The organism is Alloprevotella sp. oral taxon 473 str. F0040 (assembly GCF_000318095.2).
GTDB lineage: Bacteria > Bacteroidota > Bacteroidia > Bacteroidales > Bacteroidaceae > Alloprevotella.
In genome coordinates, this window is sequence record NZ_KB290706.1 from 28182 (window position 1) to 46528 (window position 18347).

At 48.0% G+C, this 18347-nt stretch carries 16 protein-coding genes and 1 pseudogene; 15 read left to right on the forward strand and 2 right to left on the reverse strand.

The annotated features are described in order from the left end of the window. From HMPREF9999_RS01235 to HMPREF9999_RS01295, 12 genes and pseudogenes are all read left to right on the forward strand, one after another. A pseudogene (locus HMPREF9999_RS01235) lies at window positions 1–751 on the forward strand (hypothetical protein); the annotation flags it as partial. Between the two features lie 283 nt (window positions 752–1034). Beyond that, window positions 1035–1910: a hypothetical protein gene (locus tag HMPREF9999_RS01240; RefSeq protein WP_009436407.1), complete on the forward strand. Its 876-nt coding sequence runs from the start codon at window positions 1035–1037 to the stop codon at window positions 1908–1910. Between the two features lie 295 nt (window positions 1911–2205). Beyond that, window positions 2206–3492 (forward strand): AAA family ATPase, encoded by a 1287-nt coding sequence (locus HMPREF9999_RS01245; RefSeq protein ID WP_009436408.1) that lies wholly within the window; start codon window positions 2206–2208, stop codon window positions 3490–3492. 9 nt (window positions 3493–3501) lie between these two features. Continuing rightward, window positions 3502–4218 carry an RloB family protein gene (locus HMPREF9999_RS01250; protein ID WP_009436409.1) on the forward strand — a complete coding sequence of 239 codons (717 nt, stop codon included), beginning with the start codon at window positions 3502–3504 and terminating at the stop codon, window positions 4216–4218. A 995-nt stretch (window positions 4219–5213) separates the two neighbouring features. Next, window positions 5214–6215, forward strand: coding sequence for a type IV toxin-antitoxin system AbiEi family antitoxin (locus tag HMPREF9999_RS01255; RefSeq protein ID WP_044062882.1), 1002 nt, complete (start codon window positions 5214–5216; stop codon window positions 6213–6215). Continuing rightward, the gene (locus tag HMPREF9999_RS01260; protein WP_009436411.1) at window positions 6193–7026 is read left to right on the forward strand and encodes a nucleotidyl transferase AbiEii/AbiGii toxin family protein; all 834 of its coding nucleotides are present in this window, start codon (window positions 6193–6195) and stop codon (window positions 7024–7026) included. Before HMPREF9999_RS01255 ends, HMPREF9999_RS01260 begins: the two co-directional genes overlap by 23 nt. A 3-nt stretch (window positions 7027–7029) precedes the next feature. After that, complete coding sequence (locus HMPREF9999_RS01265) at window positions 7030–7659, forward strand: PP2C family protein-serine/threonine phosphatase (protein WP_009436412.1); 630 nt, start codon at window positions 7030–7032, stop codon at window positions 7657–7659. A gap of 368 nt (window positions 7660–8027) precedes the next feature. Beyond that, a complete protein-coding gene (gene trxA / locus HMPREF9999_RS01270) occupies window positions 8028–8393 on the forward strand; it encodes a thioredoxin (protein ID WP_052316456.1) in 366 nt (121 codons plus the stop codon). A gap of 116 nt (window positions 8394–8509) precedes the next feature. Beyond that, window positions 8510–8695: a DUF2892 domain-containing protein gene (locus tag HMPREF9999_RS01275; protein WP_009436414.1), complete on the forward strand. Its 186-nt coding sequence runs from the start codon at window positions 8510–8512 to the stop codon at window positions 8693–8695. Window positions 8696–8743: 48 nt separating this feature from the next. Then, on the forward strand, window positions 8744–9088 hold the full coding sequence (locus HMPREF9999_RS01280; RefSeq protein ID WP_009436415.1) for a MarR family winged helix-turn-helix transcriptional regulator: 345 nt from the start codon (window positions 8744–8746) through the stop codon (window positions 9086–9088). Window positions 9089–9751: 663 nt separating this feature from the next. Beyond that, window positions 9752–10192 carry an HU family DNA-binding protein gene (locus HMPREF9999_RS09810; RefSeq protein WP_198144605.1) on the forward strand — a complete coding sequence of 147 codons (441 nt, stop codon included), beginning with the start codon at window positions 9752–9754 and terminating at the stop codon, window positions 10190–10192. Between the two features lie 314 nt (window positions 10193–10506). Then, window positions 10507–10707 (forward strand): hypothetical protein, encoded by a 201-nt coding sequence (locus HMPREF9999_RS01295; RefSeq protein WP_044062866.1) that lies wholly within the window; start codon window positions 10507–10509, stop codon window positions 10705–10707. A 252-nt stretch (window positions 10708–10959) separates the two neighbouring features. Here the strand turns inward: HMPREF9999_RS01295 and HMPREF9999_RS01300 are convergent, their stop codons facing one another. Then, entirely contained in the window at window positions 10960–11490 is a 531-nt protein-coding gene (locus HMPREF9999_RS01300; protein WP_009436422.1) for an isoprenylcysteine carboxyl methyltransferase family protein, read from the reverse strand. 570 nt (window positions 11491–12060) lie between these two features. Here HMPREF9999_RS01300 and HMPREF9999_RS01305 point away from each other — a divergent pair. Both HMPREF9999_RS01305 and HMPREF9999_RS01310 read left to right on the forward strand, forming a co-directional pair. Next, a complete protein-coding gene (locus tag HMPREF9999_RS01305; protein WP_009436423.1) occupies window positions 12061–13311 on the forward strand; it encodes an ATP-binding protein in 1251 nt (416 codons plus the stop codon). Window positions 13312–13727: 416 nt separating this feature from the next. Further along, window positions 13728–16109: a TonB-dependent receptor gene (locus tag HMPREF9999_RS01310; protein ID WP_009436424.1), complete on the forward strand. Its 2382-nt coding sequence runs from the start codon at window positions 13728–13730 to the stop codon at window positions 16107–16109. 296 nt (window positions 16110–16405) lie between these two features. Here the strand turns inward: HMPREF9999_RS01310 and HMPREF9999_RS01315 are convergent, their stop codons facing one another. Continuing rightward, window positions 16406–17116: a DUF421 domain-containing protein gene (locus tag HMPREF9999_RS01315; RefSeq protein ID WP_009436425.1), complete on the reverse strand. Its 711-nt coding sequence runs from the start codon at window positions 17114–17116 to the stop codon at window positions 16406–16408. A 247-nt stretch (window positions 17117–17363) separates the two neighbouring features. Between HMPREF9999_RS01315 and HMPREF9999_RS01320 the strand changes: the two genes are divergently transcribed. Beyond that, a complete protein-coding gene (locus HMPREF9999_RS01320) occupies window positions 17364–18143 on the forward strand; it encodes a DUF481 domain-containing protein (RefSeq protein ID WP_009436426.1) in 780 nt (259 codons plus the stop codon). The last annotated feature ends 204 nt before the right edge of the window (window positions 18144–18347 follow it).

Below are 18347 nucleotides of genomic sequence, written 5' to 3' on the forward strand. Positions count from 1 at the left end.
TAGTGTGCAAGTTCCTGCAAATGAAGAACTTGCAAATGGTTCTCACGCGTACGTGCGCGTTAACAAACAAACGAACAAACAAACAAACGAACAAGAGAAAGAAGAGAGAAGAAAAACATCTTCTCTCCTCGTCACCGAGAAAGAGGAGAGTAGGGTAGCGGAAGAACAAAGCGTGACGAACGATGAAGAGAATATCTGCGAGGAATTAAATCTTTTCGCAAAATCTTGCGATACTCGGGGTGAAGGGAAGGCGAAGAAGGCGAAATCGTCTGCAGCTCTTCCCCTGCGGCGCAAGCGTGCCAGTGTGAGAGGGCATCTTTTGCGCACTCCCGTCTATCTCAATCCTCCCACGGTGGAGGAGGTGGCTGCCTATGCTCGGCATTTGGGCTATGCCGACTTTCAAGCCGATCGCTTTGTGGCCTACTATGCCGCCAATGGCTGGAAGACCACGCGCCACGACATGATGAACTGGCATGCGGCGGTGAGCACGTGGCATCTCAATCAGTGTCGATATGCCGAAGAACGAGCGCAGCAGGTGAAGCAAAAGGCGGAGCAGCAAGAGTGCAGAGAAGCTAGTTTTCAGGCCGATAGGGCATGGCGCAATAGGGTGTTTCTCGAGCGCAATGCTTCGCAGGAGCAGCAAGATCGGCTCTTTCACCAGCAGCGACAGCAGTTTCTCCAGCATCAAGTGGTGCAGGCCATCACGAGCCAAGAAGACAAATACGCGCTTCCGCCTTGTGTGCCGTTTTGATGACTTATGTGTCTGTGCATGTCTGTCGTCTTTCAGCTTATCATGAGATGCAGTTCTGCTAAATGTCTGTTGCCCGTCTGTTTGCTTTCTGTTAAATGTCCGTTGCCTTTCAGCTTAGCATGAGATGCAGTTCTGCTAAATGTCAGTTGCTCGTCTGTTTGCTTCCTGTTAAATGTCCGTTGTCTTTCAGCTTATCATGAGATGCAGTTCTGCTAAATGTCCGTTGCATCTCTGTTGCCTTTTTTGCTAAACGTCCCATCTTCTTTCCTAACCTCTTTTGACCATGAAACTCACTCCTTGCATTTTGTCTGCACCGTCTTCACAGGACGATGCTCAGCTTTTTCCCGAAATGGAAACCATCGCTTCGCAACAATCCGATACATCATCTCTCCCTTCGCAGAGGAAGAAAGCTGAGATAAATTCGATTTCGCAACTTCTTCGCACTTCTTCTGCCTCTCCCGAGTCTCTGCTTGCCATCCCCACCGCAGCAGAAGCACCAGCCACCGCGCCTGTCACCGCAGGCAGCTCGGCTCTTGCGGCTTCCCCCCGCAGTGGTTCGGCCCTCACCGCTGCGCCACAGGAGGCGGTGCAGCGCGCACGAACGGCTTTTCTCGAACGCTACAACCCGCAGGTGTGTCGCCACATGGCACTCGATGCCGACCGCTGTTTCCGAGGTTGTGCGCCTGCTCTGGAGGTGGTGAAACGTCGCTACGGCACGCAGACAGCGGTGACGTGGGTGACCATCCAACTGAGCGAGACGGCGCGGTTGTGGGGCAGCAGCGACAAGATTTCGGGGGAGATGTTGGAGGCTGTGGCAGAGTCGTTTGTGGGGGAATATAGCAAGTTGAACTTGGCGGAGATAGGGCTTTATCTCTCTCGTCTGCGTGCTGGGGTGTATGGCAAGGTGGCGTATGGCAAACTCACGCCGGATCATCTGGTGAGCCACTTGCCCACCTTTTTGGCGCAGCGTTCGCGCGAGATCGACGTTTTCCATCGCGAGCAGGAGCGCATCGACCGCCAGCGTGAGCACGAACTCTGGGCTTCCCGTGCTGTGAGCCACGAGGAGGCGAAACGCCTCTATGCCGAGGCTCTTGCCCTCTGCGACAACAATCCCGACCGAGCGATAGAATATTTGAAGAGGGTTGCAAACCCTCTTTAGACGTTAGACGTTAGAAATTAGACGTTAGAGGGTCACAGAACCTTTCTGCTCGGGGTCACGGACCCTTTCTGCTCGCCCCGACAAGCGTGGCTCGGTCCCTTGGAGGGCTTCTAGACTTTCTAGTTTTTCTAGAGAATCTAGTCCAACTGCGCAGCCCGAGCCACTTCGTGGCGAGCGAAAAAGGGTCTGTGACCCCTTTTTTTCTTGCACAGGTAAGGCTTCTCAAAAAAAAACTGTATCTTTGCATTTTAAGGGTACTCGTTTATATCTATCCACTCCATTTTTACATCATTCAATGGACACAATACTACGTTTTACAATAGAGAATTTTCGTTCGATAGCAGAGCAAAAAAGCATCGTCCTCACTCCCGATAGCCACGTAAAAGACTTGGAGGATAATGTGGCAGTGCAAGGCGAGCATCGCTATTTTCGCACTGCTGCCATTTATGGGGCAAACTCTAGTGGCAAGAGCAATGTGGTGCACGGACTATGGATGATGAAACATTTAGTCGACAGTTCGGTGAAAATGAACAATGGAGAAGCATTGCCCTATGATCCTTTCGCCCTGAATGCCGAAAAAACTCAGTCACCAACGCTCTATGAACTTGACTTTTTGACTGGAGACGAGCACTATCGCTATGGATTTACCCACACTGCTCAGGTGATTTGCGAAGAGTGGCTCATTCGCACCGATGAAGCCGGAAAGGAGACTAAACTCTTCGACCGCGATGAAGAAGGTATAGGCGTGAATGAAGTGGACTTTGCAGAAGGAAAGGATTTGGAAGAGCGCACCAATGACAATCGCCTATTTCTCTCGCTCGTGGGACAGCTGGGGGGAGATATTTCTAACCAAATTCTTGGATTTTTCAGTAAGCAACTTAATGTATTGTCGGGACTAAAAACAGAACGATTACATTTATTCACTGGGCAATATCTCCAAGAGCAACAGCCAGGATATGAACAAATGAAGGAATTCTTTCAAAGAGTTGATTTAGGGTTTAGTAATCTTTCTTTGAAAGTTCAGGAGTTTTCACCTGAAGATTTGCCCAATGAAATGCCTGCTGACCTAAAAGAAGAAATTTGTAAGGAATTAAGTGGTCAGAAGCACTTAGAGGTATTCTCACAACATGGCCTCTATGACCAAGAGGGAAACAGAATAGGGGAACAAAATTTTGACTTTAAGCAAATGGAGTCGGCTGGTACACAAAAGCTCTTTGATATGGCAGGACCCATCTTTGCTACACTCTACAGGGGTGGAGTACTCATGATCGACGAACTAGATGCTAAGATGCATCCGCTCCTCACGCAAGAACTCGTGGCATTGTTTAACGCCCCAGCGCGTAACCCTCGAGGGGCGCAGCTCATCTTTACCACGCACGACACCAATTTGCTCTCTGCCCAGCTTTTGCGACAAGACCAAATCTGGTTTACCGAGAAAGATGCACAAGAGCGCACCGACCTTTACAGTATGGCGCAAATGGTGCTCCCCGACGGCACACGCCCTAGCCACACGACGAATATGGAGCGCAACTACATCGCAGGGCGATATGGGGCAATTCCTTATTTTTCTCCCTTAATCTAAGTTGAAAAGATGGCTAAAAGAAAGAATTTCTCTCCTGAAATTCGAGAGAAAACGAGAAGAACGGCAACCGAAGACCGCAATATTCGTGGGCGTATTCTCATTGTTTGCGAAGGTAAAGAGACCGAGCCTAACTATTTCAACTCTTTTCCCAGACGTGATAACGTCTCTGTGGTTACCTATGGTGGAGAAGGTTGTCCTAGTCAAGTAGTGGAGAAGGCGTCGGAATTGCGCGATAATGCACAAATCCCCTATGATGTAGTGTGGGCGGTGTTTGACAAGGACAACTTTCCCGACTTCAAGACGGCTATCGATGCTGCTCACGAAAAAGAAATCAGATGTGCATGGAGCAATGAAGCCTTTGAACTCTGGTTCCTCTATCATTTTGAAAATCCTACAAATCCCATTAGTCGCGATAAATATAAAGGCAGGATTGAGAATCATGTGCAGCAAGGGGCAAAGAAACAAAAACTCAGCCAATATCAGAAATTTAGTTATCAGAAAAACGATAAGAATATCCGTCGCACGTTGTTGGACTGCGGAGGAAATGAAGATAATGCCATAAAGTGGGCAGAAAAACAGGCGCAAGAACAGTCGGAATGGCATGGTGAAAAATGGGACGATCACAATCCTTGCACGATGGTTTATCTCCTCGTCAAACAACTGCTTGGAGAAAAAGACGAAGCGTTCAAACGCAAAATCAGCAAGAATTATAACAAAGATGAATAGTCATTCGGCTGCTATGCTTGAACCTCAGTGCCAATGCGTGACGAAGATGATTTAAGGATGATTTTCGGCTGCGTATTTGTACTTTAAAAGAAGGAAGGAGCTACACATTTTGTTGTGTAGCTCTATTTTTGGTACGCTCGGCATGAGCATTATCTAATGGGTGGCAGTCCCGAGTAAGCCCTAATAGCGGGAATTACATAGCCAAGAGCAAGGGTGTTCATCGTGAGATGAAATCTGAAGGAAGCTGGCGGCAAACATCTGACCTAACGAACAGAAACTTCATACAAGGCATATAACCATGGACAAGGTTGCCAAACAAACCAAAGTCCTATAGCTATTCGGAATGGTTGGTGTAAATGAAGTAGGTATAAGATGGAAAGATAATGTTCTTATCCGAGGAGGTCTCACGGACGTTTCAAATAGTTGTTTTTACGAAAGAAGCGGAGTAAAGTTTGCCGTGAGAAGTCAGCAGAGGTCATAGTACCCAAGGTACGTGTGCCTACAGGGAAGGACTGAATCGTGCAGTGCAATAGTAAATGAATGCTACCCTGCGAACCTCTTCGTCAGATGTCCGCAAGGAACTCTCTATCCAAGACGATAGGACGGAATCCGACAATAGGATAGAAGTGACGTTACTCAAAGGGATAGCTGAAAACAACTTGCCACACACCGTGAGGTGTAAAAGTACGAAACCGCCGTATGCCGAACGGCACGTACGGTGGTGTGGGAGGTCGGTAAATGTGAAAGTAGGAGGTAACTGCCTTTTATGACTAGCATTTACCTCCTACCCGATTATATGTCTATATTCTAACGTCTAAGGTTGCCCCGAGCCACGCTTGTAGTAGCGAGTGGAAAGGGTCTGCGCCCCTCTAATGTCAAGAACACGTCTAAAAGAGCCATGCGATTTATGAACGAAAGATTTTGTGTTTCGAAAGATGTTCAGTATTTTTGCACTGTTCAGTATTATTGAACAAGAGTGCAAATATGAACAATATATGAATGAAATACAGATTATAGAGCAAGTGATTCATGCCTTGAAGGCCCAAAGAGTTTTTCTTGAGGAAGAGATAACCTACACCAATCAAGAACAAGCCACCTCTATGGGCAATGGTACAATCAAGATGATGGAACTAGAGTTTCAATACCTAGTTGAAAATGAAATCAACGGGACCAATCTTTTGCGTGTTGAGGAAAAAGCCAAGAGGTGTGGGGCGACCAGTAAAATGCCCGTGTTGTTGGTGGCAAGGTATGTGCAACCCACTATCTACCATGCTCTGTATAAAATGGGACTCAATTTTGCAGATGCGGCAGGCAACTATCACATAGAGTATGTAAAAGGGAAGAAATATAGGATTCAACTTTCTCATTCGGGCGAAAAAGCCCCATTAAGTAATAAGCAATACCCTATATTTCAGGAAGCCGGCTTGAAAGTTATCTTTTATCTTTTGCAAGATGGCAAGCATATAGAGCAATCTTTTCGAACCATCAAAGAGCATAGTGGAGTGTCTATAGGCACTGTCAAAAATGTGATTGATGAATTGGAAAATCGGAAGTTTATACTGACCACACAAAGAAAAAGAGTGCTGAAAGAACGTCGGCTTTTGCTTGACCTTTGGGCTGATAACTATCATCGAGTGCTAAAACCCAAGTTGTTGTTAAAACGGTTGGATTTTCGCACCCCACAGCATAGGGAACACTGGAAAGAGTTGGTATTGCCCGCAAGTACATTATGGGGAGGAGAGTGCGCCTCTAATTTATTGAATGGTTATCTCATGCCAGCATGTTTTGAGCTTTACACAGAAGAACCTTTTTCCTGTTTGATGAAGTCAGGAACCATGCGGACTACCGAAGGCGATGTTTATGTCTATCAGAAATTTTGGAAAGGCGACACAATGCCTTATCCATTGATATATGCAGATTTAGTAGCCAGTGGGGATAGTCGTTGCATTGAAGCTGCCAATAAATTATTAGAAAATGAACTTTCAGATTTCAAGTGAGAAGATAGGCAACCCATTGTTGGTTGATCTTCTTAGGAAAGTTTGTCGCTGTTTTGGCGAGATAGAGCAGGATTTCTTTGTCATTGGAGCTACTGCTCGAGACATTTTGATTCGGCAGTTGGTAGGGATAAGTTCTGGGAGAAAGACTCGGGATTTAGATGTTGCGATTGCCATTCCCCATTGGGATGCTTTCGAGGGGATTAAGCAGCAGTTATTAGCGTCGGGCTTTCAAAAAGATGAGCAAATGTACCAACGCTTCTACGATGGAGCCTATGAGATGGATATCGTTCCTTATGGAGCGATAGCTAAAGACGATGGCTGTGTGTATTGGCCTCCGGAAGAGGATATTGCGATGTCTGTTAGAGGTTTTACGGAGGTGTTGAGAGGTGCCATAACAGTAAGGATTGATGACGAATTTGACATAAAGATTGCATCGCTGCATGGCTTGTTTGTGTTGAAGTTCAATGCTTGGATAGATCGAAATATTCAAACGAACAAAGATGCCGTGGATATGGCCTTTATAGTTGAACACTACTTTTTCGCTAATGTGAAAAGAGGAATCCATTCCGAGGTGTATGATTGGGAAGACTTTGATGAGATTATCGTAGGTGCTTATTGGTTGGCTCATGACATTGTAGAGTTCTTGTCTAAAGAGCATCTGGACTACTATAAACGATGTCTGCAGCATGAGATCCAACAAGAGGAAAATAGTAAACTCATCCAACAAATCGTAGATAGTAATGGTCTGTTTTCTTATGAGACAACGCTATCTGCCTTCCAAAAAATGATATTGGTTTTTGAAAGTGCATAGTTCATGGAACTCAAAATAGAAAGCCATAGCGTAGGGGTAGGAGAGAGCAATGGAGATTACCTCCTACACAAGGCGATGCCTAATGGTGTCACCCTCCTTCTCCTTGCAGATGGGATGAGCGGTTTATCATCGCCAGAAATCGCATCGCGAGTTGTATGTCATGCCATCGCAGATTATATGGATACGGCGAATGTTCCCGATAGAATAGCGCTGATTTGTCGTGCGATTAGCTACGCAGATCAGCGCTTGGCAAAAGTTTGCAAAGAGTGCAAATGCAAAATGGGAGTGGCATTCACTCTTTTGTATTTCTGCGAAGATAGACTTTTGTATGCCTCGTTGGGAGATGTACGTCTGTACCATAAAAATCGAGAAGGAGAAATAGCTCAACTTTCCGAAGACCACGTCATCGTCCAAGGAGAAGAAACCTTTCTTACTGCTTGTGTATCAGGTAGAGGTTTTAGAATTCCTCTTCGGGTGAAAGAGTTGCCATTGCATATCGGCGATGCTTTCTTGCTTTGCAGTGACGGATATTATCAGTGTCAAGATATTTATCATTGTTTTCCTCCCAATCGTCTGCCTGCTCCATTATGGATAAAGGATGATAGTTCTGTGGTTAGAATAGAGGTGTTTTAGACGTTAGAGGGCTGGCGCGGTTGGATGCCCATCGCCGCATGGCCCTCTAACGTCTATTTTCCAACGCCTAACGTCTACTCTCTAACGTCTAACGTCTACTCTCTAACGTCTATTCTCCAACGTCTAATGCATATTTTCCTGTGGAAATTTGTTAGTCTGGGAAATATGTTTTACTTTTGCACTTGTTTCCAGGGGAAACTAATTGACGGTTTCATGAAAAGCTAGCAGCTATGATGTGAAAAAGCAATCATCATGGGAATGAATAGCAACCCTCATGAGAATGAATAGTAATCCTCATGAGAATGAATAGTAACCCTCATGCGAAACTAATTAGTAAAAATATTATATCACAACGAAAATTGGAAATTATGAAAGCAAAAGAAATTACAACAGACTACTTCCAAAAACATGTATTTGACTATGTGGCTAACCCTAATGAATGGAAGTTTATCGGACAACGTCCGGCCATCATAGACTTTTATGCCAAGTGGTGTGGCCCTTGCAAAGCGATGGCACCGCATTTGGATCAAATCGCAGAAGAATTTGAAGGAAAACTCGATGTGTACAAGGTCGATGTGGACCAAGAGGTGGAACTCACTGAGGTGTTTGGCGTGCGCTCCATGCCTACACTCCTCTTTATCCCCCAAGAAGGATTGCCCCAAAAGGCGGTGGGAGCTATGACCTATGGCCAACTGAAAGAGGTGATCGCTGACATCCTCCTGCCTCAGTCTTAATGACTTCTTCTTGATTTTTAACACGCTAAACTATTTTCTCTTGGAACAGCCTCTTGCAGGGAACACCGTGTGAGGGGGGCTCCATCACTTCATTTACTTAATTATATATTTATATCATGTGTAACGAACATATCGTACGTCTCTTTGCTGGTATCGTGGTGCTTTTGGGCATCGCTTTGGCTCACTATGTGTCTGAGTATTGGATTTTCCTTTCTGTCTTTATGGGTGTGAATCTCGTGCAGTCGGCCTTCACGGGCATCTGTCCGCTCGAGATGATCTTGAAGCGTTGCAGAAAGAAGTAATCACTACGCACGCATTAGTCTATTTTCTTTTGGCCATTTTTCTCGTTTATGGACAGTTCTTGCCTTTGTCGCATCCGCGACGTCTATCGTGCCATCGTTGATGTGGAGCAGTATTTTGAGCAGCATTATGATGTGAATCTCAATGAGGCGATGTTGCTCTGCACGCTGAGTGCGCGCTCCTGGCAGACGGCTGGAGAAGTGGCCGAAACGCTTGGACTCACCAACTCTAACGCTTCTAAGGTCATCGCTTCTGCCGAGCGACTTAAACTCATTAAGCGACAGCTGTGCAAGGATGATAAGCGGAGAATGCGCTTTTCGCTCACTGCGCTAGGTGAGGAACGCTTGGCAAGGTTGCATGCAGACGATATGCCGCTGCCAGAGATTTTGCGATGATGATGCACTGGGCGATGTGTCCTTTGCTTGGGTGAGTCGATGCTGGCCATGACGATGGCTGGTGCTTACGCTGAGATGGCTTAACCCTAAAATAGACTAGTCCTCTTGTTTTCCCCTCCCCACTTGGTGCGGAGGGGATTTTGTGTGATGGGGGGGCGATTTTTGGGGATGAGGCTTGCTCACGCTTCTATTTTGGGGCTTGGGAAGGAGGAGCAGTTATTGTAGTGAAATCCCCTAGTTTTGCAAAGTTGACAACACAAAAAGAGGGGTGGATGAAGAAAAAAGTGCAGATTTTCCCGATTTTTTCACTCTTTGGGGTCATATCAACCCATATATAAATAGAGGGTCGCTTCTCAACGAGGAGGCTGTGGGGCACAGCACTCGAGCGGAAATGACTCTTGCCCCATCCTAACCTTGGGTGAGTGGAAAATACACAAAAAGGGAGGAACGCGAAAGTTTCAGAAGAACGATTCGCAAGTTGCATACGGTGATTGCGATGGTTGTGCACGGCCATCTCGTGAGTAGTGTAGGCAAATGCGAAAGTTTCAGAAGATGCTCGCGCAAGTTTGACATGCGAATGTCATGGCTGAAGAGTGCGAGATTGCGTGGCCCTTTGTCGAATTCCACACACATTATTTTATTCACTTCAAAATCTGTATTACTATGATTCGTTACAAGATTGCAAAACGCAAAAATCCCCACACCAAAGCTCAAACTTTCCATCCTGCCATTGTGCCTCCTGCGGCCATCAACAACCAGAAGATCATTGATCGCATTGAGAAGAAGTGCACCTTGGCTTCGAGCGACATCAAGGCGGTGGTAGATGCCTTGGAGGTGGAACTCATCGACGCGCTCCGCGAAGGCAATGCGGTGCGTTTGGGCGACCTCGGTTCGTTCCGTCCCACGCTGCGCTCTAAGGGTGTGGACAAGGAGGAGGCGGTCAATGCTGGGCTCATCACGAGCGTGCACGTGGTGTTTGTGCCTGCGCTTCGTGTGAAACGTGCACTCGATGTGAAGAATGGCGATTTGCAGTTTGCCAAGGCTGAATTGGTGCCTACACCCAAAAAGAAAAAGAAGAAAGAGGAAAACACTCCTCAAGGGTGATCAAATAGACGTTAGGGGTCATAGACCCTATATAGACGTTAGACATTAGACGTTAGACGTTAGAGGGGCATAGACCCTTTCTGCTCGGCTTCGTCTTCGCTCGCCTCGGGCGTTGTGGAGGTTCCACACAAAAGGCTCGCGCAGTTGTGTTTTGCTGCGCTCGGGGTCGCAGACCCTTTCTGCTCGGCTTCGTCTTCGCTCGCCTCGGGCGTTGTGGAGGTTCCACACAAAAGGCTCGCGCAGTTGTGTTTTGCTGCGCGAGCCTTTTTATTTTAATGTCTAAGTTCTAACGTCTAATATCTAATATCTAAATTATGAAACACTTATCGAAATGGGAGCTTCAGGAATGGAGCGCAATGGCGATGCTCACAGTGGGCACGTTGTTGGTGATGGTGGGCTTTTGGTGTCCACCGCGTGGCACGATACATGAAAGCGTGTTGTGGTTTTTCGGACAATGTCTGGTCTATGCCGGTTCTGTGCTCGGAGTGGCAAGCTATATCTCTGTTAGACGTTAGGGGTCGCAGACCCTTTCTGCTCGCCACGACAAGCGTGGCTCGGGCTTTGTTTAGACATTAGACGTTAGAGGCTCGCGCAGTTGGACATCTTCCGCACTCGGAGTCATAGCCCCATTTTGCTCGGCATCGTCTTCGCTCGCCTCGGGCGTTGTGGAGCTTCAACACAAAAGGCTCGCGCAGAAGAAATACAACTGCGCGAGCCTTTTTATGCTAATGTCTATTTTCTAACGTCTAATCTCTAACGTCTAATGTCTAACGTCTAACGTTTGCAGCTGCGAAAAGTTCTTTCATAGCAGCCTCCTCTTGGCGGATGCGCACGATGAGCAAGACCACATAGAGGGGAAATCCGATGCAGAGGGTGTACCATGCGTTGCAAAGCAAAGCCACACCGATGAGTTCGGGCATGATGTTGAGGAAATAGTTGGGATGGCGCACCGTTCTAAAGAGCAAACTACGCTCAATGCGCTGGTTGGGCACGATGTAGAGTTTCACCGTCCACACATCTCGCAATTTGTACATCACGTAAAAAAGCATGACGTAGGCAAAGAGCATCACCCCAGCACCCATCCACGAGAGAGAGTTCATCTCCATGTCTTTGCTGTAGGCCTCATAGAGCGCACCGAAATAGAAGGCGATGTGTGCCAAGGTGAGCAAGAGAGAATTGAACTTGCCGTATTGTTTACCACCTTTTTTGAGGAGGCGTTTCTCGTTGCGGATAGAAAACGAAAGCGAAATGAGTCGCAAAGCAAAAAAGCTGAGAAAAATAATGATGATGTATTGCATATAATAGATAAATTGGTAAAATCAGATGTATCATCTCGTCATGTTGCACTCAGGGGGGCATGATGATTCCCTGATGGGGCATGCGCCATTAGCGCAAGCGCACAATTCTTCCTAGCAGATAGGGTGCACCACCGGCGTAAAAACGCTTCGTGCCACTATAATATATCCGAAAAAGAGGGAAGTTTAGATGTGTGTTAAATGCAAATATAGTACATTTAGTTTGATTATTCTATATTTTTGCGTTTTTTTGTTCTAGTTCTAGTTCAATTTTTGACTAAGTGGACTAAATCAGGAAGGAGGACTCTTCATTTAGCCCCATCTTCGGCAGGAGCGAAGTGCATCATGAGCTTTGTTCTAAATCCCAAAATATCCAGCAAAAGAGATGAGTATCTCGGAATTTATTGCTACATTTGCTCAATTCTATGGTTTAACGTCTGAAAGCTCTCAGCCAGTGTGCCCAAAGAAGAGCAAAAAGGAGGTTTCGACTTTGCAACGCCTAATGTCTAATGGCCAGAGGCGAGCGAAGACGACCCCGAGCATAAATGGGTCTGCGACCCTCTAACGTCTAGCATGTTCCAATCCACACTCTATCAACAACTACAAAATCAGTGGCGCAAGGGCAGATTGCCCCATGCCATTCTCCTCGATGGGCCAGAAGGTGCAGGGCACATGGCCGTGGCACTCGACTTTGCGCGACTCTTGCTCTGCGAAACGGCTAAGCGAAGAGTCGATGGGGCGGAGCAGGAAGGCAACAACTTCTTTGCCGACATGCCCTCGGCTCATGGCACAGATGAGACACAGCCGATGGTCGCTGACACGTCTGCCACAGACCACCAGCCTCATGAGCATGAGGCACTATTGCAGCCCTGTGAGCAGTGTGGCGGATGTGCCATGACTGGCAAGTGGACTCACCCGGATCTGCACTTCGTCTTCCCCGTGATTCGTCCCAAGAGTGCTTCGAGCACCACAAGTGTGGTGAGCGACCTCTGGCTCAAGGAGTGGCGCAAGATGCTCTCGGAGTCTACCCACTTCGATCTCTCACTCTGGGAGAGCGAGATGGGCATTGAGAATCAGCAACCGCAGATCTTTGCCGATGAGAGTGATGAATTGGTGCGCAAATTGGCTTTGACACCCTCGCAAGGGGGCTGGCGCGTGGTGGTGGTGTGGCTGCCCGAACTCATGAATCAGGCTTGTGCCAACAAGCTCCTCAAGCTCCTCGAAGAACCGCCCACACAGACTGTGTTTCTCCTCGTGACACACCGCTCAGAAGCTATTTTGCCGACCATTCTTTCGCGCACACAGCGACTGGTGGTGCGCGCCATTCCCGAAGCGGAGATAGCGGAGCACCTACAGCGCGAACGGGGCATCTCGCCCGAAGATGCGGCCTATGTGGCGCACACGGCTCAGGGCAACTATGTGCGGGCACTGCGTTTGCTCTCTGTGGGACATGACGAACAGGAGTTTCTCGACATGTTTGCGGTCTTGATGCGCAAGTGCTACCTGCGCGACATCAAGGAGATGCACGCGTGGAGTGAGTGCGTGGCAAGTTGGGGGCGCGAACGTCAGAAGGCGTTTTTGGACTATGCGCTGCGCATGGTGCGTGAGAATTTCATCATGAACTTCCACCGCCCCGAGTTGAACTATATGACACGGGCGGAGGAGGAGTTTTCTCGCCGCTTTTCGCCCTTTATCAATGAGCGCAACGTGCTGAGCATCTCGGACGAACTGGCTCTGGCACGCCGCGACATCGCGCAAAATGTGAATGCCAAAATGGTGTTCTTCGACTTTGCTCTCAAAATGATTGTACTGTTGATACAATAGAGGGTTTTAGACGTTAGACATTAGACGTTAGACGTTAGAGCCATGCGGAGGAGGAGCATCCAGCCGCGTTAGCCCGAGGTGAGCAGAACGAAGCGTAGACGGAGTCGAGCTGAAAGAGTCTTTGCCCCTCTAATATCTAGCGTCTACTTTCTAACGTCTAACGTCTACATTATATAGAGATACTACATTCCATATAGGGATAACATTTTCTTACTCATAACTCATTCTTACTCTTCTTACTCAATCTCTTTTTTCACTTTTCATTAGAAGATAGACACTAGAGACTCTAGACTTTTAAGGCTAGCGCGGTAGTATTTTCTCCGCAGGACTCTAAAGTCTCGTGTCTAACATCTAAGTATTGCCCGAGCCACGAAGTGGCGAGCATAAAGGGTCTGCGACCCTCTAAAACTAGACTTATGTTTTTAAGAATTATTATTTTTCTCCTGTTTTCGGGAGCATTTTTTCCACTGATGGCGCAGCGCGGGATGGTGAAAGGCCGCGTGGTCAATGTGCGCACCAACGAACCCCTCATAGGAGCCATCGTGCGACTCGAAAACCAAGCGGCAGCCACCGTCACCGACTCCGTGGGCAACTACGTGATCAAGCAGGTGAAACCTGGATTTTACCACATCACCGTGAGCTTCCTGGGCTACGAAAAGAAACGCACCGAAGAGGTGCAGGTGATGGGCAACCAAACCACCTTCGTCGATGTGGCGATGAACGAAAGCGAGGTGTCGCTCACCGAAGCCATCGTCAGACCGCGCACCGAGGAGACACGCGCCGAGAGTCCGCTCTCCGTGCAAACTCTCGAAGTGCGACAGATCGAAAAGAGTGCTGGTGTGAACCGCGACGTGTCGAAACTCGTGCAGACCCTCCCTGGTGTGGCCGCCACCGCTGCCAACCGCAACGACCTCTTGGTGCGAGGCGGAGGCCCAGCCGAAAACGTGTTTTACCTCGATGGCATTGAATTGCCCGTCATCAACCATTTCACCACGCAAGGAGCTGCGGGCGGAGCGGTGGGCATCCTCAATCCCGACTTTGTGAGTGCCGTGGACTTCTATACAGGAGCTTTTCCTGCTAATCGTCCCAACGCCTTGAGTTCGGTGATGGACATCCGCATGAAAGAGGGCAGCCGAGATCGCGTACACGCAAAACTCTCCTTGGGAGCATCGGATGCCTCGCTCACCCTCGACGGGCCTGTCAATGCGCGTTCCACCTTCATCTTCTCTGCCCGACAGTCCTATTTGCAGATGCTCTTCAAGTGGCTAGAACTTCCCTTCCTGCCCACTTATAATGATTTCCAACTCAAATATGACTATCGCATCAGCGAGCGGCGCAATCTCTCCATCATCGGCTTGGGCTCTATCGACAAGATGCGCCTGAACACCGACTTGGGAGCCAACGCCAGCGAGAGCCGACGATTCTTGCTCAACATGCTCCCCATCTATGACCAATGGCACTACACCGTGGGAGCCGTCTACAAGGTGCTCGGCGCGAAACACACCGACCGCTGGGTGCTGAGTCGCAACATGCTCGACAATGGCAGTTATAAGCACGTGGGCAACCAGACGAATTTGCCCAAAATCTTCGACTATCAGTCGCAAGAGTCGGAAAATAAACTCCGCTTCGAGCGCATCTTTTGGGGATTGCCCTTCAAACTCAATGTGGGAGCTGGCGTGCAGCATGCGCACTATTTCAACCTCACCGCTCGTCGCCGCATCATCGCAGGCGTGTCCACCCTCGACAACTATGAGAGCAGCCTTGACTTCTTGTCCTACGCCGCTTTCGGGCAAGCCTCCAAAGAGTGGTGGAATCAGCAGTTGAAGCTCTCCTTCGGCTTGAGTGTGGCAGGCAACAACTACAACACTGCCATGCGCAACCCCTTGCCGCAGTTGTCGCCCCGCCTCTCCATCACCTATGCGCTGAGCGATCGCACCGATGTGAGTGCCAATGTGGGACGTTATGCCAAATTGCCCTCCTACACCACTTTGGGCTATCGCAATGCTGAGGGGCAGTTGGCGAACCGCGATGCGTTGAAATACATCATGGCCAATCATTTGGTGGTGGGTGTGAGCCATCGTCCCATGGAGGGGGTGTCGCTTGCTGCCGAGGCTTTCTACAAGACCTATGAGCACTATCCCATTTCTCTGGCAGAAGGTGTGAGCTTGGCGAGCAAAGGTGCGGGATTTGGTGCTGTGGGCGATGAGGCATTGACGGCTTCGGGCTTAGGTCGTGCCTATGGTGTGGAGACGGTGGCGCGCTGGCAACTGCCACAAGGAGCCATGTTCTCTGCCACCTACACGCTCTTCCGCAGTGAGTTTACCAACCGCGCAGGGCAGTATCAGCCTTCTTCGTGGGACACGCGCCACATTCTGAACGTCATCGCCAGTTGTCCCCTCGGCAGGAATTGGAATTTTGCAGCCCGTTGGCGTTGGTTGGGCGGTGCGCCCTATAGTCCCATCGACTATGCGCTCTCTTCGCAAAAGGCTGCTTGGGACATCCGCAATATGGCGTATATGGACTATTCGCGGTTCAACTCTCTCCGCCTGTCGTCGGCTCACCAACTGGATGTGCGGATAGACCGCGAATTCTATTTCCCGAAATGGGTGCTCAATCTTTATTTGGATGTGCAGAACGTCTACAAGGCTGCGTATCCTATGGAACCAATCTACACGAACCTCGACCCGCAAGGTCAACCTGCGACGGACCCTGCCGATCCGTCTCGATATGTGTTGCGCGAAATCCCCAGCATGGTCGGCACGCTGGTGCCCACCATGGGACTGATGGTGAAGTTCTAGAGGTTAGACATTAGCTATTAGACGTTAGAGGTTAGACATTAGACGTTAGAAACCTGCGGCGAAGAGTCCAACTGCACTAGCCTTCTAACGTCTAACAACGTCTACCCACTAATAACTGCAAATCCCCACTCATCCAGATTGGACGAGTGGGGATTTTTTTAGATAGAGGCTTTATTAGAATTTAGAGATTAGAGTTTAGACGTTAGTCTTTAGAGCTTATACTCTAGAAGAATTGTCGATTAGACGTCTTTTGCCGCACGGCTCTAATGTCTAACGTCTAATACCTAACGTCTAACTTATACTTGTGCGCTATGGCTATCAATCTCGTGGGCTTCTATTTCTACGACTCCGCGCTTCACCTTGCCTTCGTAGGTGACAAAATAGATACCTTTGGCGGGAGTCCATTCCATGCAGAAAAGCTCAGCAGGACTGTTAAAGCCATTTCGCTTGATGTTGTGCAAAGCCCAAGTCTTGGTTCTGCCACTGCGTTCAAGACCGCTCTCGACAAATTCCCCATTGTTGACAATGAGAAAGGACTCAGACGTTTTCTCGGGAGGAAGAACGGTCACTGCACCATTGGTTTCGAAGAGCACATCTTCCACATCAAACATCGAAAAGATGCCTTTCTGTCTGAGGAGCAAACGAAATTGTTCCATCTCCAGGCTATTGCGTTTGAAGTTTTTAAAGTTGATAATCCCATCTTTGACCAAGAAAACACTTTCGCCTTTGATGAAATGTCTCAAGCGTGCCGAGCGCATGGCAAAACGTACGAGCATGTTGAAACCTGTCCACACCGCCAGAGCAAAGAGGATGTGCCACATGGACATGTCGGGATTGTACAAGACACCACCGACCAATGCACCAATGACGAAAGCACTCACGGTGTCGAGGGGAGTGATTTGTGCCATTTGTGCTTTGCCTGTGATGCGCAGAAACACCAGAATACCAATCATGCCCGTCACAAGTTTGAGGGCAATGCCGAGGTAGGGAGTCAATAGTTCCATCATAATAAGCCTTTTAGAAAATAGAGAGCCGTTGAATGAATGATATAAGTTGATAATGCGGCAAAAGTACAACTATATTCTTGTTTTCACAACGATTCTTTGTAGAAATATAAATTGCGACAACATTTTATTCTGCACGCGAATGAATGTATGTTTTTGGGCTTGGTAGTGAGCATTTTATTGCATACCTTTGCACCTCAAATTCTATTGATGGTTCAGAACATTGTCTATCTTCCAGAACTTCAACACGATGAATAAAATAGTTTTCCTTTTGATGGGCTTTTTGGCCTATCTTCCCACCTACTCGCAAATGCTCTTTTCTGAGAACCTCACGATGAACATAGATAGCACAAAGACCATCCAAGGTTCTTTGTTTCCTGTGTTGGATTTCAAAACAGAGAAAGAGAATGTGCTGACCTTAAAGAATACTGCCAATCTCAACCTCTTGATCAATGGTAATCGGGTCATCAACTTTATCAATAAACTGGAATTTTCCACCTATGGGGATAAGGTGACGATGAGTGGAGGCTATGTGCATCTAGAATATCGTTATCTATTTAATCGTGCCTTCGAGGTCTATCCTTATGCCGAGTCGCAATGGGCAGAGAGCCGAGGTATGGCCTTCAAGGTATCCTCTGGACTTCTGTCTAGAGTTAGACTGGTCAACAATGAAAAAATCTTGATGTTTGCTACCGCTGGACTTTTCTTTGAGTTTGAAAAGTGGGAAGATCCTACTCCTCATGTTAGTCGCCCTTATGTCTTTAGCCGAAGTGTCAAGAGTCACCTCTCTGTGAGCATCAAGCACCGCCTTAATGATTACTGGGAACTCACGACCACCGCGATTCATCAAGCCAAACCCGATAGTTATTTCAAGGCTGCACGGTGGGGAGGGGCTGTGGATGTCAAATATAAAATCACACCCAAGATTGGGCTGAATGGGGCTTATCGTCTCATTTACGATACCGACCCGATAGTGCCTATCCGAAAGGACTATAACAATGTAGAGGCAGGCGTGAGCATCTCCTTTTAACGAGACGATTCTTGAGGTTAGACATTAGATGTTAGACGTTAGACATTAGACGTTAGAGTTTAGACGTTAGACATTAGACGTTAGACGTTAGAGCCCTGCGGCGAAGAGTCCAACCGCGCTAGCTTTCTAATGTCTAACGTCTACTTTCTAACGTCTACTTTCTAACGTCTATAACTGCAAATCCCCACTCATCCAGATTGGACG

Excerpts from the sequence above, each read along its gene's own strand:
- trxA (WP_052316456.1), top strand. The coding sequence starts at position 8,028 with ATGAAAGCAAAAGAAATTACAACAGACTACTTCCAAAAACATGTATTT.
- HMPREF9999_RS09810 (WP_198144605.1), top strand. The coding sequence starts at position 9,752 with ATGATTCGTTACAAGATTGCAAAACGCAAAAATCCCCACACCAAAGCT.
- HMPREF9999_RS01250 (WP_009436409.1), top strand. The coding sequence starts at position 3,502 with ATGGCTAAAAGAAAGAATTTCTCTCCTGAAATTCGAGAGAAAACGAGA.
- HMPREF9999_RS01260 (WP_009436411.1), top strand. The coding sequence starts at position 6,193 with ATGAACTTTCAGATTTCAAGTGAGAAGATAGGCAACCCATTGTTGGTT.
- HMPREF9999_RS01315 (WP_009436425.1), bottom strand. The coding sequence starts at position 17,116 with ATGATGGAACTATTGACTCCCTACCTCGGCATTGCCCTCAAACTTGTG.
- HMPREF9999_RS01310 (WP_009436424.1), top strand. The coding sequence starts at position 13,728 with ATGTTTTTAAGAATTATTATTTTTCTCCTGTTTTCGGGAGCATTTTTT.
- HMPREF9999_RS01300 (WP_009436422.1), bottom strand. The coding sequence starts at position 11,490 with ATGCAATACATCATCATTATTTTTCTCAGCTTTTTTGCTTTGCGACTC.
- HMPREF9999_RS01320 (WP_009436426.1), top strand. The coding sequence starts at position 17,364 with ATGAATAAAATAGTTTTCCTTTTGATGGGCTTTTTGGCCTATCTTCCC.
- HMPREF9999_RS01305 (WP_009436423.1), top strand. The coding sequence starts at position 12,061 with ATGTTCCAATCCACACTCTATCAACAACTACAAAATCAGTGGCGCAAG.
- HMPREF9999_RS01295 (WP_044062866.1), top strand. The coding sequence starts at position 10,507 with ATGAAACACTTATCGAAATGGGAGCTTCAGGAATGGAGCGCAATGGCG.
- HMPREF9999_RS01240 (WP_009436407.1), top strand. The coding sequence starts at position 1,035 with ATGAAACTCACTCCTTGCATTTTGTCTGCACCGTCTTCACAGGACGAT.
- HMPREF9999_RS01275 (WP_009436414.1), top strand. The coding sequence starts at position 8,510 with ATGTGTAACGAACATATCGTACGTCTCTTTGCTGGTATCGTGGTGCTT.
- HMPREF9999_RS01265 (WP_009436412.1), top strand. The coding sequence starts at position 7,030 with ATGGAACTCAAAATAGAAAGCCATAGCGTAGGGGTAGGAGAGAGCAAT.
- HMPREF9999_RS01280 (WP_009436415.1), top strand. The coding sequence starts at position 8,744 with ATGGACAGTTCTTGCCTTTGTCGCATCCGCGACGTCTATCGTGCCATC.
- HMPREF9999_RS01245 (WP_009436408.1), top strand. The coding sequence starts at position 2,206 with ATGGACACAATACTACGTTTTACAATAGAGAATTTTCGTTCGATAGCA.
- HMPREF9999_RS01255 (WP_044062882.1), top strand. The coding sequence starts at position 5,214 with ATGAATGAAATACAGATTATAGAGCAAGTGATTCATGCCTTGAAGGCC.